The 15334-nt window shown below is 72.3% G+C and carries 12 protein-coding genes; 9 read left to right on the top strand and 3 right to left on the bottom strand.

The window, feature by feature from the left end; translation table 11 throughout:
- Nucleotides 1-53 precede the first annotated feature (53 nt).
- The 4 genes from ACWCPY_RS34935 to ACWCPY_RS34920 all read left to right on the top strand — a co-directional run bounded on the left by ACWCPY_RS34935 (nucleotide 54) and on the right by ACWCPY_RS34920 (nucleotide 5553).
- Nucleotides 54-1211 carry an alpha/beta hydrolase gene (locus ACWCPY_RS34935; RefSeq protein ID WP_451271861.1) on the top strand — a complete coding sequence of 386 codons (1158 nt, stop codon included), beginning with the start codon at nucleotides 54-56 and terminating at the stop codon, nucleotides 1209-1211.
- Between the two features lie 35 nt (nucleotides 1212-1246).
- Nucleotides 1247-1879, top strand: a complete 633-nt coding sequence (locus ACWCPY_RS34930; RefSeq protein ID WP_451271859.1) for a hypothetical protein — start codon at nucleotides 1247-1249, stop codon at nucleotides 1877-1879.
- Nucleotides 1880-2092: 213 nt separating this feature from the next.
- Entirely contained in the window at nucleotides 2093-2278 is a 186-nt protein-coding gene (locus tag ACWCPY_RS34925) for a hypothetical protein (protein WP_451271857.1), read from the top strand.
- A gap of 140 nt (nucleotides 2279-2418) precedes the next feature.
- A complete protein-coding gene (locus ACWCPY_RS34920; protein ID WP_451271855.1) occupies nucleotides 2419-5553 on the top strand; it encodes a helix-turn-helix transcriptional regulator in 3135 nt (1044 codons plus the stop codon).
- A 24-nt stretch (nucleotides 5554-5577) separates the two neighbouring features.
- Here ACWCPY_RS34920 and ACWCPY_RS34915 read toward each other — a convergent pair whose 3' ends face one another.
- The 3 genes from ACWCPY_RS34915 to ACWCPY_RS34905 form a co-directional block, all read right to left on the bottom strand.
- A complete protein-coding gene (locus tag ACWCPY_RS34915) occupies nucleotides 5578-5820 on the bottom strand; it encodes a DUF6191 domain-containing protein (protein WP_451271853.1) in 243 nt (80 codons plus the stop codon).
- Nucleotides 5821-5842: 22 nt separating this feature from the next.
- Complete coding sequence (locus ACWCPY_RS34910) at nucleotides 5843-7078, bottom strand: PQQ-dependent sugar dehydrogenase (protein WP_451271916.1); 1236 nt, start codon at nucleotides 7076-7078, stop codon at nucleotides 5843-5845.
- A gap of 111 nt (nucleotides 7079-7189) precedes the next feature.
- Nucleotides 7190-8182, bottom strand: coding sequence for an aldo/keto reductase (locus ACWCPY_RS34905; RefSeq protein WP_451271851.1), 993 nt, complete (start codon nucleotides 8180-8182; stop codon nucleotides 7190-7192).
- Nucleotides 8183-8315: 133 nt separating this feature from the next.
- Here ACWCPY_RS34905 and ACWCPY_RS34900 point away from each other — a divergent pair, with 133 nt between their 5' ends.
- From ACWCPY_RS34900 to ACWCPY_RS34880, 5 genes are all read left to right on the top strand, one after another.
- Nucleotides 8316-9278 carry a 2-hydroxyacid dehydrogenase gene (locus ACWCPY_RS34900; RefSeq protein WP_451271849.1) on the top strand — a complete coding sequence of 321 codons (963 nt, stop codon included), beginning with the start codon at nucleotides 8316-8318 and terminating at the stop codon, nucleotides 9276-9278.
- 277 nt (nucleotides 9279-9555) lie between these two features.
- Nucleotides 9556-12390 carry a putative bifunctional diguanylate cyclase/phosphodiesterase gene (locus ACWCPY_RS34895; RefSeq protein ID WP_451271847.1) on the top strand — a complete coding sequence of 945 codons (2835 nt, stop codon included), beginning with the start codon at nucleotides 9556-9558 and terminating at the stop codon, nucleotides 12388-12390.
- A 216-nt stretch (nucleotides 12391-12606) separates the two neighbouring features.
- Nucleotides 12607-14463 (top strand): acetolactate synthase large subunit, encoded by a 1857-nt coding sequence (locus tag ACWCPY_RS34890; RefSeq protein WP_451271845.1) that lies wholly within the window; start codon nucleotides 12607-12609, stop codon nucleotides 14461-14463.
- Nucleotides 14464-14485: 22 nt separating this feature from the next.
- The gene (gene ilvN / locus ACWCPY_RS34885) at nucleotides 14486-15013 is read left to right on the top strand and encodes an acetolactate synthase small subunit (protein WP_148839397.1); all 528 of its coding nucleotides are present in this window, start codon (nucleotides 14486-14488) and stop codon (nucleotides 15011-15013) included.
- A 100-nt stretch (nucleotides 15014-15113) separates the two neighbouring features.
- On the top strand, nucleotides 15114-15334 hold a 221-nt coding region (locus ACWCPY_RS34880), incomplete at its 3' end, for an NAD(P)-binding domain-containing protein (protein WP_451271843.1).

The following is a 15334-nucleotide window of genomic DNA, read 5'->3' as shown; positions in this document are numbered from 1 at the left end:
GGCCGGGGCCTTCACCCACAGCGAGAGCCGGGCGCTCTCGGAGAGGACACCCGATGGGAACACCACGGACCACCCGGCGGGCGCGGACGAGGGCGGCTGTCGCCGCCGCCGCGCTCACCGTGACCGCGATGCTCGCGAGCCCGCCCGCACACGCGGAGGGCGCCGCCCCTCCCGTGCTGACCGACGGATTCGGCCTGACCCAGGTCGCCGGGGGCACCGAGACGCACTCGGACACCGACTTCACCATCACCGTGACCACCCCGCAGGTGGCCGGGAAGCACCGGATCCGCATCTTCCTCCCCAGCGGCTATCGGGCCGACCCGGAAAAGCGGTGGCCGGTGGCGTACTTCCTGCACGGCGGACCCGGAAACCCGGACGACGCCGCGGCCGCCCCGGCGCTGCGCTCGGACTCGATGATCACCGTCGTGCCGGACGGCGGCCGGAAGGGCTGGTACGCCGACTGGGTCATGCAGAACACCGCCGAGGGCGCGGCGAACTGGGAGACCTTCCACCTGAAGCAGGTCGTCCCCTTCATCGACGCCAACCTGCGTACCGTCGCCGACCGGGCCCACCGGGCCGTCGTCGGCCTCTCGATGGGCGGCTTCGGCGCCCTGCACTACGGCGAGGCCCGCCCCGACCTCTTCGGCCACGTCGCCTCCCTGTCCGGCGGCATCGACCTCGGCATGGTGGAGGTCCGCGCGGCGGTCCTGGCCACGGAACTCAACCTGACCGGCGCCTGGTGCGCGGTGAGCACCTCCACCCCGTCCGGGACCGGCCGGTGCACCGGATACGGGCCCACGGTCGACAGCGACGCGATCTTCGGCTCCCCGTACCCGGTCCTGGACGCGGACCGGATCTGGAAGGCGGTGGACCCGGCGGCCCCGGTCAACCTGGCCAGGCTCGCCGAAACCGACGTCACCCTCTACACCGGCGACAACGACGTGATCGACCACTTCACCGCGATCGCCGCCAGGAACGTCAAGACCCGCATGGACACGCTCGGTCTGCCCAGCCGCCTGGTCGACTACGGCGACGGGTCGACGCTGGCACCCACCTGCGACGGCGGTCACAACTACGGCTGCTGGGCCGCCGCGCTGGCCGACTGCATCCCCCGGCTCCAGGACTCGTTCGACACGGCGGGCCGACCCCCGAAGGGAACGGACCCGGCCCCCGGCCATCGGGCGCCCGCCCGTCGGCCGGGCGGTCGTTAAGGGCGCTCTCATCCGGGCCGCCTAGCGTGCGGAACATGAACCCCACGACTTCCGCGAACCCCACCGACCCCACCACCCCCTCGGCATCCGATGCCGAGGAGACCGCGACCGAGGACGCCGCGTACGACATGGTCAAGAAGGACGAGGTCGCGGACGAAGCCGATGGAGCCGCCGGAACCGACGGAGCCGACCGGGCCGGCGAGGCCTTCGCCGAGGACGACGACCCGGACCCGGACGACCTCGACGACTCGGCGAAGCGGTCCTCCGGCCTCGGCTCGGCGGCCGCCGCCGTGGCCGCGGCCGGTCTGGGCGTCGTCGCGCTCACCGGGTCCTGGACCGGCAAGGTCGTCGCCGAGCGCGAGACCCTGATCGGCCAGATCAAGACCTCGGCCGGTGGCAGCGCCGCCCAGCAGATCTCCGAGATCTACGGCGACGCCTGGCACTCCACCGCACTGGTCAACGGACTCTTCGCCCTGCTCGCCCTGCTGGTCGGAGTCTTCGCCCTGGTCCGCCCGGCCTTCGGCGCACCCTCCGCCGACCCGCAGCCCGGCTGGGTGCGCGCCGTCGCGACCGCCGGCATCGCGCTCGGTGTCCTCGGCCTGGTGATCTCCGCGGGCATGTACTTCGACCTCATCGTGCCGCTGCCGACCGCGGGCGCCGCCGGCTGAGCACAGCGGCCGCGGGACACGGCATAGGGCATCCGCCCGGGGGACCCGGTCCCGCATACGGCAGGGGCCGGGATTCCCTAAGGCTTCCCGCCCGTGAAGATGCGGATCCTGCCCGATGCGGCGACACCTCCTGGGGGACGACAGTGAGGGCACGGCAGAACCACTGCCGGCCCCATCAGGCCCGAACGGGCCGTCGTCCTCCGGGAGAAACACATGTACACCTTCGAACTCCACACGCTGCACATGGCCGAACTGCGCCGCCGGGCCGAGCAGGAACGACTCGTCCGGGAGGCCGCTCGCGCCCGCCGGGTTGCCCGCAGGGCCGCCCGGCATCCCGGATCCAGGGAAGCGGAGGGGCCGGTGAGTACGGACCGGGAGCGATTCGTCCATGCCGCGTGAGAGCCGGGTGACGGAGCCCCGTGTCCGGCGGACCGATGACTGCCGCACCGGCGCCCGACGGCCCCGGACCGATGCCCGACGGCCCTGGTCCGGGGCCGGACAGTCCTGGTCCGGGACCCGCGCGGCCGGACCCGTGTGCGATGCTCGGCGACGTGGAGACCAGGTCCGTCAGTCCCGTGTTCGTCGGCCGTGAGGGCGAGTTCGCCTCGCTCGTCGACGCGCTCGCCCGCGCCGGAGCGGAGGGCTCCGGCATCCCGGGCGAACCGCAGGCGCTGCTCGTCGGTGGTGAGGCGGGGGTCGGCAAGACCCGGCTGGTCGAGGAGTTCCTCGCTGCCGCGGTCCGCCGCGGAGCGGCCGTCGCCGTCGGCGGCTGCGTCGAGATCGGTGCCGACGGCCTGCCCTACGCCCCGTTCTCCACCGCGCTGCGGGCCCTGCGCCGCACCCTGCCCGAGGAGGTCGCCGCGGCCTGTGCGGGGCAGGAGGGCGAGCTGGCCCGGCTGCTTCCCGAACTCGGCGAGGCCGACCGGGACGCGACCGACGAGCACAGCACCGCCCGTCTCTTCGAACTCACCGCCAGACTCCTGGAACGCATCTCCGCCGAACGCGCCGTCGTGTTCGTCCTGGAGGACCTGCACTGGGCCGACGCCTCCACCCGCCACCTCCTCGCCTACCTCTTCCGCACCGTGCGCAACGGCCGCCTCGTCGTGGTCGGCACCTACCGCTCCGACGACATCCACCGCCGCCACCCGCTGCGCCCCCTCCTCGCCGAACTGGACCGGCTGCGCACCGTCCGCCGCATCGAACTCGCCCGCTTCAACCGGGCCGAGGTCCACCGCCAGCTCACCGGCATCCTCACCGCCGCCCCCGAGGCCGCCCTCGCGGACGAGATCTTCGAACGCTCCGACGGCAACGCCTTCTTCGTCGAGGAACTCGCCTGCAGCCTGGAGAGCGGTGATCACTCCCGGCTCTCCGACTCGCTGCGCGACCTCCTGCTCGTACGCGTCGAGGCGCTCCCCGACGACGCCCAGCAGGTCGCCCGGATCGTCGCCGAGGGCGGCTCCACCGTCGAGTACGGACTGCTCGCCGCGGTCGCCGGGCTGACCGAGGACCAACTCATCGAGGCGCTGCGGGCGGCCGTCGGCGCCAACCTGCTGCTCACCACGCCGGAGGGCAACGGCTACCGCTTCCGGCACTCCCTGGTCCGCGAGGCCGTCAGCGACGACCTGCTGCCCGGCGAGCGCTCCCGGCTCAACCGGCGCTACGCACAGGCCCTGGAGGCCGACCCCGCCCTCGTCCGCACCGGGGAGCGCGCCACCCGCCTCGCCAGCTACTGGTACGGCGCCCACGATGCCGCCAAGGCGCTGCCCGCCGTGCTGAAGGCCTCCGTCGAGGCCCGCCGCCGCTACGCGTTCTCCGAACAACTCCGCCTGCTGGGAAGGGCGATGGAGCTGTGGGACGAGGCCCCCGAGGATGTGCGCCGCACCCTGCGGCCCATCGACTACGCCGAGAGCTACCCGGCCTGCGGCTGCGACCCCGACACCACGCCGCTGCGCTATCTCGACCTGATGGCCGAGGCCACCGTCGCCGCCCGGTTCGGCGGGGAGCGCGAACGCGCCCTGGCCATCGCCAAGAAGGCCATGCGGGTCCTGGAGGGCGAGAACGACCCGTTGCGCGCCGCCTGGTTCTGGGTCCAGCGCTCCCGGCTGATGCAGGACCTCTCCCGCGGCGACGGCCGCGAGGAACTGGCCACCGCCCAGAAGCTCGTCAGCGGCCTGCCCCCGTCCGCCGTCCACGCCGATGTCCTGATGAGCGTGGCGGGCTGGGGCGCCCTGCACCGCCCCGGCGCCGAGACCCTGCTCGCCGCCGACCGGGCGGTGGAGTACGCCAGGCTCGTCGGCGACGAGTACATCGAGCTGCACGCCCGGCTCACCCGCGGCTGGCTCACCGCCGAGGCGGGCGGCGTCGACGAGGGCATCGCCGAGATGTACGCCGTCCGCGACCGCGCCGACGAACTGCACCTGGTCGGCATCATGAGCCGGGCCGGCATCAACCTCCCCTCCACCCTCGAATCCATGGGCCGCTCCCTGGAGGCCGTGGCCGCCGCGGACCACGGCATCGAGATCAGCCTCAGCCACGGCATCGCCGATATGGAGGCCTGGGTCCGCTGCAACCGGGCGGACTCGCTGTTCTCCCTGGGACACTGGGACGAGAGCCGGACCACCACCGACGCGGCGGCCCGCGCCGCCCGGTCCGGCAAGGCGCAGGGAATCGTGGCCTCGCGCCGCACCGAACTCGCCCTGGCCCGGGGCGACCTGGCCGAGGCCGAGGCGCAACTCGCCCTGGCCCGACGCAGTTTCGGCTCCCGCGACCCACAGCACCAGCATGTGATCGCCCCCGCCCGCCATGCCATGACCCTCGCCGTGCAGCAGGGCCGACTGGCCGATGCGCGGGCCGAGTTCGAGGCCCGGTCGGAGCAGGGATTCCCGCCCGGCACCCAGCGGTACGCCCTGCCGCTGCTCCACGTCGCGGCCGCCGCCGAGGCCGACGCGCGGGGCCTGCCCGCCGCCGATCCGGGCCGGCCGGCGATTCTCGCCCGCATCCGCGCCCACCTGAAGGGGCTGCCGATGCTCGTCCCCGTCTGGGCCGCCCATGGTCTCCTGATCGATGCCGAGCTGGCCAGGGCGGAGGGCCTCGACACCCCCGACCACTGGTCCCGGGCGGCGGCCGCCTTCGCGTCCCTGCACCGCCCGTACGAGCTGGCCCGGATCCAGCACCGCTGGGCCGAGGCCCTCCTCGTCGCCGCCGGCGACCGGTCCACCGTCACCGCCCTGCTGCGCGAGGCGCACGCCACCTCCGTGCGGCTCGGCGCGCGCCCGTTGACCGAGACCGTGGAACTGCTGGCCGGCCGTGCCCGCATCGCCCTCACCGCCCCGGACCGTGACACCGCCCCCGAGATCCCGTCGGCCGTCACCGTCCCCGCCGAGGACGGCGCCGGCGACGGTGCCGTCGACCGGGAGCGCACCGAGGACCGATTGCGCGAGGCGGCCGCGGCGGCGGTGGAGTCCTTCGGGCTGACGCGACGCGAACAGGACGTGCACCGGCTGGTCGCGGCGGGCCACACCAACCGCAGGATCGCCGAGGAGCTCTACATATCGCCCAAGACCGCGAGCGTGCACGTCTCCAGCATTCTCGCCAAGCTCGGCGTCTCAAGCCGCGGCGAGGCGGCCGCCCTCGCCCACCGGCTCCGTCTGTACCCCACCCGGGACACCTCCTGACCGGGGCCGGTCCGCACCGCTCCCTCAGGCCCGGGCGTCGGGGGCGTCGGGCTCCTGATCGGGCCCCCGGTCCGTGCCGGTGTCGGCGTCGGTGTCCGTGCCGGGCGCTCTGACGACCACCTTTCCGGAGGCCAGGTCTATCGGCCCGCGCCCCGGGTCACCGACGCCGAGGTCCACCCGGGTCAGCTCCAGCCGCTTCTGCTCCTCGGCGGCGTGCTTGCGGCCCGGTGCGAAGAGTTCCTCGAAGAAGTTGAACACCGGTCGCACGCCCTTTCACCTGCTGTAGCCGCTACCGCACCGCCAGCTCCAGGATCCTGTCGTCTCCAGGCTTGGGGGTGCCACGGGTGTCCGTATTGCTCGTGACGAGCCAGAGCTTGTCGCCGCCCGCGGCGAGCACGGTACGCAGACGGCCGTATTTCCCTTCCAGGAACGACTGCGGGGCGGCGAGAGGTTCCCTCCCGCCGCTGCCGGACAACGGAATCCGCCAGAGCCGCTCCCCGCGCAGGCCGGCCATCCACATCGAACCCTTGACGAAGGCGATCCCGCTCGGGGACGCCTCGGACGTCTTCCACTGTGCCACGGGATCGATGAGACCCTTCCGCCCCGCCCGGCCCTCGGCCTCCGGCCAGCCGTAATCGCCGTCCGGCACGATCCGGTTCAGCTCGTCCCAGGTGTCCTGTCCGAACTCGGAGGCCCACAGCTGCTGCTGCCCGTCCCAGGCCAGCCCCTGCACATTGCGGTGGCCGTACGAATACACCACGGAGTCGGCCGCCGGATTGCCGTGCAGCGGTTCCCCGTCCGGGGTCATCCGCAGGATCTTGCCGGCCGGCGACTTCTTGTCCTGGGCGAGAGCGTCGTCGCCCGTCTCCCCGGTGCCCGCGTACAGCATGTGGTCGGGGCCGAAGGCGATCCGCCCGCCGTTGTGGATCGCCCCCTTGGGGATGCCGCGCAGGATCGTGTCCGGCGCGCCCAGCAGCCGGCCCGGCGTGGTGCCGTTCTCGTCGTACTGCATGCGGGCGATGCGGTTGTCGGACTCGGTCGTGAAGTACGCGTACACCAGGTGGTCCGCGCCGTACGTCGGGGAGACCGCGATCCCCAGCAGTCCGCCCTCACCGGCGGGAGACACCCCGGGCACCGCTCCCAGCAGGGTCTTCTTGCCGGTCTTCCCGTCGATCCGGGTGATCGTGCCCTTGTCGCGGGAGGAGACCAGCAGGTCACCGCCGGGCAGCGCCGCCAGCCCCCAGGGCGAGTCCAGGCCCTCGGTGAGCGTCGACACCACCCGCACCGAGCCCTTCGCGGGCGGCAGGGACCGCGAGGCGGACGGCTTCGGGGCGGCGGAGGAGCGGGCGACCGGTGGCGTCCCGCCGACGCCCGCCGTGCCGGCGGAGCCGCCGTCCGAGGAGCACCCCGCGATCAGTACCAGCGAACCGGCGGCCAGCGCGGCCACCGTCCCCCGACGCGGGCCACGACGGCGGCTCCGCGGCCCGGCGGGGCCTCGTACAGATCCGAACAGAACACCGCGCACAGCACCGATCCCTTCGACGGCCACCTGACTACTGTTCTTACACCGCGGCCCCGCCCCGGGGTTCCCGACGCCCGCCAATTGCGCCGGCCGGTGCCCGCGGCGGGGCGGATCTCAGTCCCAGGATCCCTGCGCCCCGGGCAGCGCGGCGATCTCCGCCAGGTCCCGTGCGGTCAGGGTCAGCCCGGCCGCCCCCGCGTTCTCCACCGCCCACCGCTCCCGCTTGGTGCCCGGCACCGGCACCACGTGCGGCCCCTGCCGCAGCACCCAGGCCAGCGCCACCTGAGCGGCACTGGCCCCGTGCCGCTCGGCGATCCGCCGCAGCCCGACGACCACCGGCTGGTTCGCCGCCATCATCTCCGCCGTGAACCGGGGATGCCGGGCGCGCAGGTCCTCCGGCTCGAAGCCCTGCCCGGGCGTCAGCGTGCCGGTCAGATAGCCGCTGCCCAGCGGCGTCGCCGCCAGCAGCCCGACACCCCGCGCCGTGCACCACGGAAGCAGCGACTCCAGCGCCTCCGGCGACCAGACCGAGAGCTCCGCCTGCACCGCGCTCACCGGGAAGACCTGCTGCACCCGCTCCAGCTGACGGATCGTTTCGTCGTACATTCGCGAACCCGGCCGGCGCGAGGCCCGTGCCCCGACCGCGCAGAGCCCGAGCGCCCGCACCTTTCCGGCGGTCACCAGCTCCGCCATCGCACCCCAGGTCTCCTCGACGGGCACCTCGGGGTCGGCCCGGTGCAGCTGGTACAGATCGATCACATCGGTCTGGAGCCGCCGCAGCGAGGCGTCGCAGGCCCGCCGCACATAGCCGGGACGGCCATTGGCCACGATGTGCTGATCACCCACCAGCAGCCCGCACTTGGTGGAGACGAACGCGTCCGACCTGCGGCCCTTCAGCGCCCGCCCCACCAGCAGCTCATTGGTGAACGGGCCGTACATGTCGGCCGTGTCGAGCAGTTGGACGCCCGCGTCGAGCGCGGCGTGCACCGTACGCAACGCACGGTCACCGCGCTGCTGCGAGGCGCTGTACGCCCAGCTCATCGGCATGCAGCCGAGACCGACCGCCCCCACGGCGAGCGCCGCCGCACCGAGACTCCTGCGCTCCAACTCCCCGATCCTCCCCAGGCCCTGCCGTCGAACCGGGCCCATGCCCCGCCGTCCACGGGACCGCACCGCACCCCAAAGTAACCTCTGCCGCCCGCCGCCCCTCGCACGGCCTCCGCCGATTAGCCTCCTGACCATGACGAAGACTCCCGACGTGACGAAGACGCCCGACGTATGGCTGCCGTTCCCGGCCGACGAGATCGAAGGGCTCCCCGAGGGGCTCGACTACCGGTTCTGGGACGGCGAACCGGACTACCCCGCCGACCCCGCCGACTGCGCCTTCTACGTCGTGCCGTACATGAAGGGCTCCGAAGTCGCGGTCCGGCCGCTCGGCGACATGGCGGGCGTCCGGGTCGTGCAGACGCTCTCCGCGGGCATCGACCACGTCGAGCCCGGGCTCGGCCTGCTCCCGGCCGGGGTGCGGCTGTGCAACGCCAAGGGGGTCCACGAGGCGTCCACCGCCGAGCTCGCCCTCACGCTGATCCTCTCCTCCCTGCGCGGCGTCCCCGGGTTCGTCCGCGGCCAGGACAAGGAGGAGTGGCGGTCCGGCTTCTATCCCGCGCTCGCCGACAAGTCCGTGCTGATCGTGGGGTACGGATCGATCGGCGCCGCCATCGAGGACCGGCTCGCGGCCTTCGAGTGCGCGCGGGTGGCGCGCGTCGCGCGCTCCGCGCGGACAGCCGCACGCGGCCCCGTGCACACGCTCGACGACCTGCCGGCGCTGCTGCCCGAGGCCGATGTCGTCGTGCTGTCCACCCCGCTGAACCCGTCCACACAGGGGCTGGTCGACGCGAAGTTCCTCGCCGCGATGCGGGACGGGGCGCTGCTCGTGAACGTCGCACGCGGCGGCGTCGTCGACACCGGGGCACTGCTGCTCGAACTCCGGTCCGGCCGGCTCCGGGCCGCCCTCGACGTCACCGACCCGGAACCGCTCCCCGCCGGCCACCCGCTCTGGCATGCTCCGAACGTCCTGATCACTCCGCACGTGGGCGGCAGCACATCGGCCTTCGAGCCACGCGCCAAGCGCCTGCTGGCCGCGCAGCTGCGCCGGTTCGCCGCGGGAGAGCCGGTGCGGAACGTGGTACGCACCATCGACTGACCACGCTGCGGAGCCCCTCGGTCGCACACCGTTCCGGACAACACCCCTGGTCGTCACGGAGAGTAGAGGAACTATGTCCCTGTGTGACCACTCTGGTGTATCGTCCCGAAAGGGGCGCTGCGCCGTGGAAGGGGACGGCGCCGGGGAGGACGCGACACGCGAGGGGGCGACGGGCGATGTACGGCCGATGGGTGCATGATCCGACACCGCCGGACAGCCGACGGGGGATGGCGGGCCGCCGGGTGCGAGCGCACCCGACGACACCGGGGGCGCCCCGGTGAGCGCGCCGGCCGACGCCCTCGGCGCGCTCCTCTCCCGGAGGACGGCCGCGGGTGGCGCGTCCGCGGTGGTCTGGCAGATCCTGCTCGGCGTCGTCTGGGCCGGATATGCCGCGGGAGCGGCCCTCGGCTGGGGTTCGCCTCAACTGGCTCTCGTCATGGGGGATTTCGGTCTCAGCGCGGCGGCGCTGATCGCCGCCGTCTCCTGCTTCCGCTACGCGCGGGCCGGCAGCAGCCGGTTCCGGCCCGCCTGGCTGCTCTTCTCGCTCTCCTCGTTCATGGCCTCCGCGGGCAACGCCGTCTGGGGCTGGTACGAGGTCGTGCTCGGACTCCCGGTGCCCACCCCCTCCCTGGCCGACGTCTTCTTCGTCTGCTTCGCGCCGCCCGCCATCGTCGGGCTGCTCGTCCTCGCCAAGCGCCCCGTCACCCGGGCCGGGTGGCTCTGCCTCGCGCTGGACTCGTGGCTGATCGGCGGATCGCTCCTCACGCTCTCCTGGAGCCTCGCCCTCGCCCACACCGCGCATCTGGTGGACGCCGAGGGCGTGAGCGTGGCCCGCGCCGCGCTCGCGCTGGCCTATCCGCTGCTCGACATCGTGCTGGTCTCCATGGTGCTGGCCCTGCACTTCCGGCGGTCCAACGTCAACCGCTCCGCGGTGAACACCGCCGTCGCCGCGCTCGCCCTGACGGTCCTGTCCGACGCCCTGTTCACCTCACCGCTGCTGCGCCAGACCTACCACTCCGGTCAGATGCTGGACGCGGGCTGGTTCGCCGGCTCGCTGCTCCTGGCGTACGCCCCCTGGGGCGCGAACAGGGCCGCGGACAACGCCCTCCCGCCGCGGAGCACGCTTCCCGCCAGCCGCCCCATCGCGGGATCGCTGGCCGCGCTGACGCCCTATCTCGCCGCCGCCGTCTGCACCCTCGGCATTCTCTACAACGCCGTCGAGGGCCGCCGGGTTGACCGCGTCGTGATCCTCACCGGCTGCACGGTGGTGCTCGCGCTGGTCGTCCGGCAGGGCATCATGCTCGTCGACAACATCGCCCTCACCCAGGAACTGGCGCAGAAGGAGAACCACTTCCGCTCCCTGGTGCAGGGCTCCAGCGACGTCATCATGATCGCCGCCCCCACCGGTGTGCTGCGCTACGTCAGCCCCGCCGCCGCCGGGGTGTACGGGCGCGAAGCCGACGACCTGGTCGGCGCCGAGCTCGCCTCGATCATCCACCCCGAGGACCTGGGGCGGGTGGTCCACGAGGTGCGCCGGTTCCTCGCCGCACCACCGAGCGAGGAGCCCACCACCCGGATCGAGTGCCGCTTCAGATCCGGTACGGGCGACTGGCTCAACGTCGAATCCACGGTCAACCGCCACCAGGGCGGGCTGATCCTCAACAGCCGCGACGTGACCGAACGGGTCCGGCTGCAGGCCCAGCTGCAGCACAACGCCGAGCACGACCCGCTCACCGACCTGCCCAACCGGGCCCTGTTCACCAAGCGGGTCCGCCAGGCCCTCGGAGGCCGCCGCTCCGGCGACTCCGGCACCGCCGTGCTCTTCATCGACCTCGACGGCTTCAAGGCGGTCAACGACCGCCTCGGTCACCAGGCCGGCGACGAGCTCCTCATCCAGGCCGCCCGCCGCCTCCACGAATCCGTCCGCGCGGGCGACACCGCGGCCCGCCTGGGCGGCGACGAATTCGCGACGATCATCCTCGGCGACGGCACCCGCGACCAGTCCGCCCGGGAGTGCCAGGTCCACGAGATCGCCGACCGGCTGCGCCTCACCCTCTCCCAGCCGTACCGGATCGGCGCCGGGGAGGTCCGGGTCGCCGCGTCCATCGGGGTCGCCTTCGCCGAGCCGGGCATCACCCCCAGCGACCTCATGCGCAACGCGGACCTCGCCATGTACCGCGCCAAGGCGGCCGGCAAGGACCGCGTCGAGCTGTACGCCCCGCAGATGCAGGCCGAGGTGGTGCGCCGCTCCGAGCTGGCAGCCCGGCTGCGCAACGCCCTGCGCGACGGCGAGTTCGCCCTGCTCCACCAGCCCGTCGTGCACCTCGCCAGCGGCAGGGTCGCCGCCGTGGCCGCCCAGGCCCGCTGGCGTTCCGCCCAGGGCATCCTGTTCACCCCGGCCGAGTTCCTCCGCGTCGCCGAGGACAGCGACCGCACCGCCGAGCTCGGCCGCTGGCTCCTCGAAGAGGCGGTCGAACAGGCAGCCGACCGGGCCAGGGACGGACACCCGGTCTCCGTCGCCGTGCGCCTGTCCGCCCGCCGGCTCGTCGACAAGGGGATGCCGTTCGGCTCGGTCGAGGCACTGCTCACCCGGCACGGCCTGCCCTCCGGAGCCCTGATGATCGAGGTCGCCGACAGCGACCCCCGGATCTCCTTCGACGAACTGGAGCAGCGTCTCGTGGCCCTGCGCCGCATCGGTGTCCGTATCGCGCTCGACGGCTTCGGCAGCGGCTACGCCGCGATCAACGCCCTGCGCCGGCTCCCCATCGACGTACTGAAACTGGACCGCGGCCTCGTCGAGGGCGTGGTGGAGTCCGCCCGGCTGCACAAGATCACCAGCGGCCTGCTGCGTATCGCCTGCGATCTCGGCATGCAGTCCGTGGCCGACGGGGTCGACGTACCGGAGCAGGTCCTCGCGCTGCGCGCCATGGGCTGTACGCACGGGCAGGGAATGGCCTTCTCCGGTCCGCTCGACGAGTACCGGCTGCGTCGTGCCCTGGCCCGCGGCGAGTTCCCGGTGCCGGGCAGCACCCTGGCTCAGCCGGTCCTGACCGGCGGCTCCGTCCCCCTCCTCAGCGGTTCACATACTGAGACGCCCGTCCCACCCACTTGACACGTCGAGTGCGTCGGAGAGAGGGTCAATGCCATGCGCACCCGAATTCTCGTACTTGGAAAGCGCGTCGGCTGAAGCAGAGTCCCACCAGGCACTCTGCAGACCGCACCGACGCGCTCCCCTCGCTTGCCTCACGGCACGAGGGGTTTTTTGTTGCACCGGCACCACGCAAATTGTTGCAAAACACCCGCAGAAACCCTCAGCTTCGAGAAGAGAATGCCGATGACCGAGCAGGCCACCGGGGCCCACCATCCCCAGCCGCGGGCCCGTAACGGCGGACCGTCCGCCGCCACCGTTGAGCACGTCACGGGCGCGCAGTCCCTCATCCGCTCCCTCGAGGAGGTGGGGGCCGACACGGTATTCGGCATTCCCGGCGGCGCCATCCTTCCGGCGTACGACCCGATGATGGACTCCACCCGGGTCCGCCACGTGCTGGTCCGCCACGAGCAGGGCGCCGGACACGCCGCCACCGGCTACGCGCAGGCCACCGGCAAGGTCGGCGTCTGCATGGCCACCTCGGGCCCCGGCGCCACCAACCTGGTCACCCCGATCGCCGACGCCCACATGGACTCGGTGCCGCTGGTCGCGATCACCGGCCAGGTCGCCTCCAAGGCGATCGGCACGGACGCCTTCCAGGAAGCCGACATCTGCGGCATCACCATGCCGGTCACCAAGCACAACTTCCTGGTCACCAAGGCCGAGGACATCCCGCACACCATCGCCGAGGCCTTCCACATCGCCTCCACCGGCCGCCCGGGACCGGTCCTCGTCGACATCGCCAAGGACGCCCTCCAGGCGCGGACCACGTTCAGCTGGCCGCCCACCCAGGACCTGCCCGGCTACCGCCCGGTCACCAAGCCGCACGCCAAGCAGATCCGCGAAGCCGCCAAGCTGATCACCCAGGCCAAGCGGCCGGTGCTGTACGTCGGCGGCGGCGTCATCAAGGCGGGCGCCACCGCCGAACTGAAGGTCCTCGCAGAGCTCACCGGAGCGCCCGTCACCACCACACTGATGGCGCTCGGCGCATTCCCCGACAGCCACCCGCTGCACGTCGGAATGCCGGGCATGCACGGTGCGGTCACCGCCGTCACCGCGCTGCAGAAGGCCGACCTGATCGTCGCCCTCGGAGCCCGCTTCGACGACCGCGTCACCGGCAAGCTGGACAGCTTCGCCCCGTACGCCAAGATCGTCCACGCCGACATCGACCCCGCCGAGATCGGCAAGAACCGCGCCGCCGACGTCCCGATCGTCGGGGATGCCCGCGAGGTCCTGGCCGACCTGGTCCAGGCCGTCCAGGCCGAGCACACCGAGGGCCATGTCGGCGACTACACCGCCTGGTGGAAGGACCTCAACCGCTGGCGCGACACCTACCCGCTCGGCTACGACCTGCCCGAGGACGGCAGTCTCTCGCCGCAGCAGGTCATCCAGCGCATCGGCCGGCTCGCCCCCGAGGGCACGATCTTCGCGGCGGGCGTCGGCCAGCACCAGATGTGGGCCTCGCACTTCATCCAGTACGAGCAGCCCGCCACCTGGCTGAACTCCGGCGGCGCCGGAACGATGGGGTACGCGGTCCCGGCCGCGATGGGTGCCAAGGCCGGCATGCCGGACCGCACGGTCTGGGCGATCGACGGCGACGGCTGCTTCCAGATGACCAACCAGGAACTCACCACCTGCGCGCTCAACAACATCCCGATCAAGGTCGCGATCATCAACAACGGCGCGCTCGGGATGGTCCGCCAGTGGCAGACCCTGTTCTACAACCAGCGGTACTCCAACACCGTGCTGCACTCCGGCGCGGACACCGAGGGCGTCCCGGCGAAGGGCACCCGGGTCCCGGACTTCGTCAAGCTGTCCGAGGCCATGGGCTGCTACGCGATCCGCTGCGAGGACCCGGCCGACCTGGACAAGGTCATCGAGGAGGCCAACTCCATCAACGACCGCCCCGTCGTGGTGGACTTCATCGTCCACGAGGACGCCATGGTGTGGCCGATGGTCGCCGCCGGCACCTCCAACGATGAGGTCATGGCCGCCCGCGGGGTCCGTCCCGACTTCGGCGACAACGAAGACGACTGAGAGACAGAGAGAGACCGACTCCATGTCCACCAAGCACACGCTCTCCGTCCTGGTCGAGAACAAGCCCGGTGTCCTCGCCCGGATCACCGCCCTGTTCTCCCGCCGCGGCTTCAACATCGACTCGCTCGCGGTCGGCACCACCGAACACCCCGACATCTCCCGCATCACGATCGTCGTGAGTGTCGAGGACCTGCCCCTGGAGCAGGTGACCAAGCAGCTCAACAAGCTGGTCAACGTCCTGAAGATCGTCGAACTCGAGCCCTCCGCTGCGATCCAGCGCGAGCTCGTCCTGGTGAAGGTCCGCGCCGACAACGAGACCCGCTCCCAGATCGTCGAGATCGTCAAGCTGTTCCGCGCCAAGACCGTGGACGTCTCCCCGGAGGCCGTCACGATCGAGGCGACCGGCGGCGCCGACAAGCTGGAGGCCATGCTCAAGATGCTGGAGCAGTACGGCATCAAGGAGCTGGTCCAGTCCGGCACCATCGCCATAGGGCGCGGCGCGCGCTCGATCACCGACCGTTCGCTGCGCGCCCTCGACCGTACGGCGTAGTAACCGCCACCTCGCCGCTCGTATGGCGAGACCCGAAAACGTATCTGACGCACCCCGCCGTACGGTGGGACGCAACACCTGCACACCAAGGAGAAACCCAGTGGCCGAGCTGTTCTACGACGACGATGCCGACCTGTCCATCATCCAGGGCCGCAAGGTCGCGGTCATCGGCTACGGCAGCCAGGGCCACGCCCACGCGCTGTCGCTGCGCGACTCGGGTGTCGACGTCCGGGTCGGTCTGCACGAGGGCTCGAAGTCGAAGGCGAAGGCCGAGGAGCAGGGCCTGCGCGTGGTGACCCCGTCGGAGGCCGCGGCCGAGGC

This window comes from Streptomyces sp. NPDC002403 (genome assembly GCF_053593015.1).
Note: the sequence above shows the minus strand (reverse complement) of the source record. Positions and strands in the feature narration are given on the sequence as shown.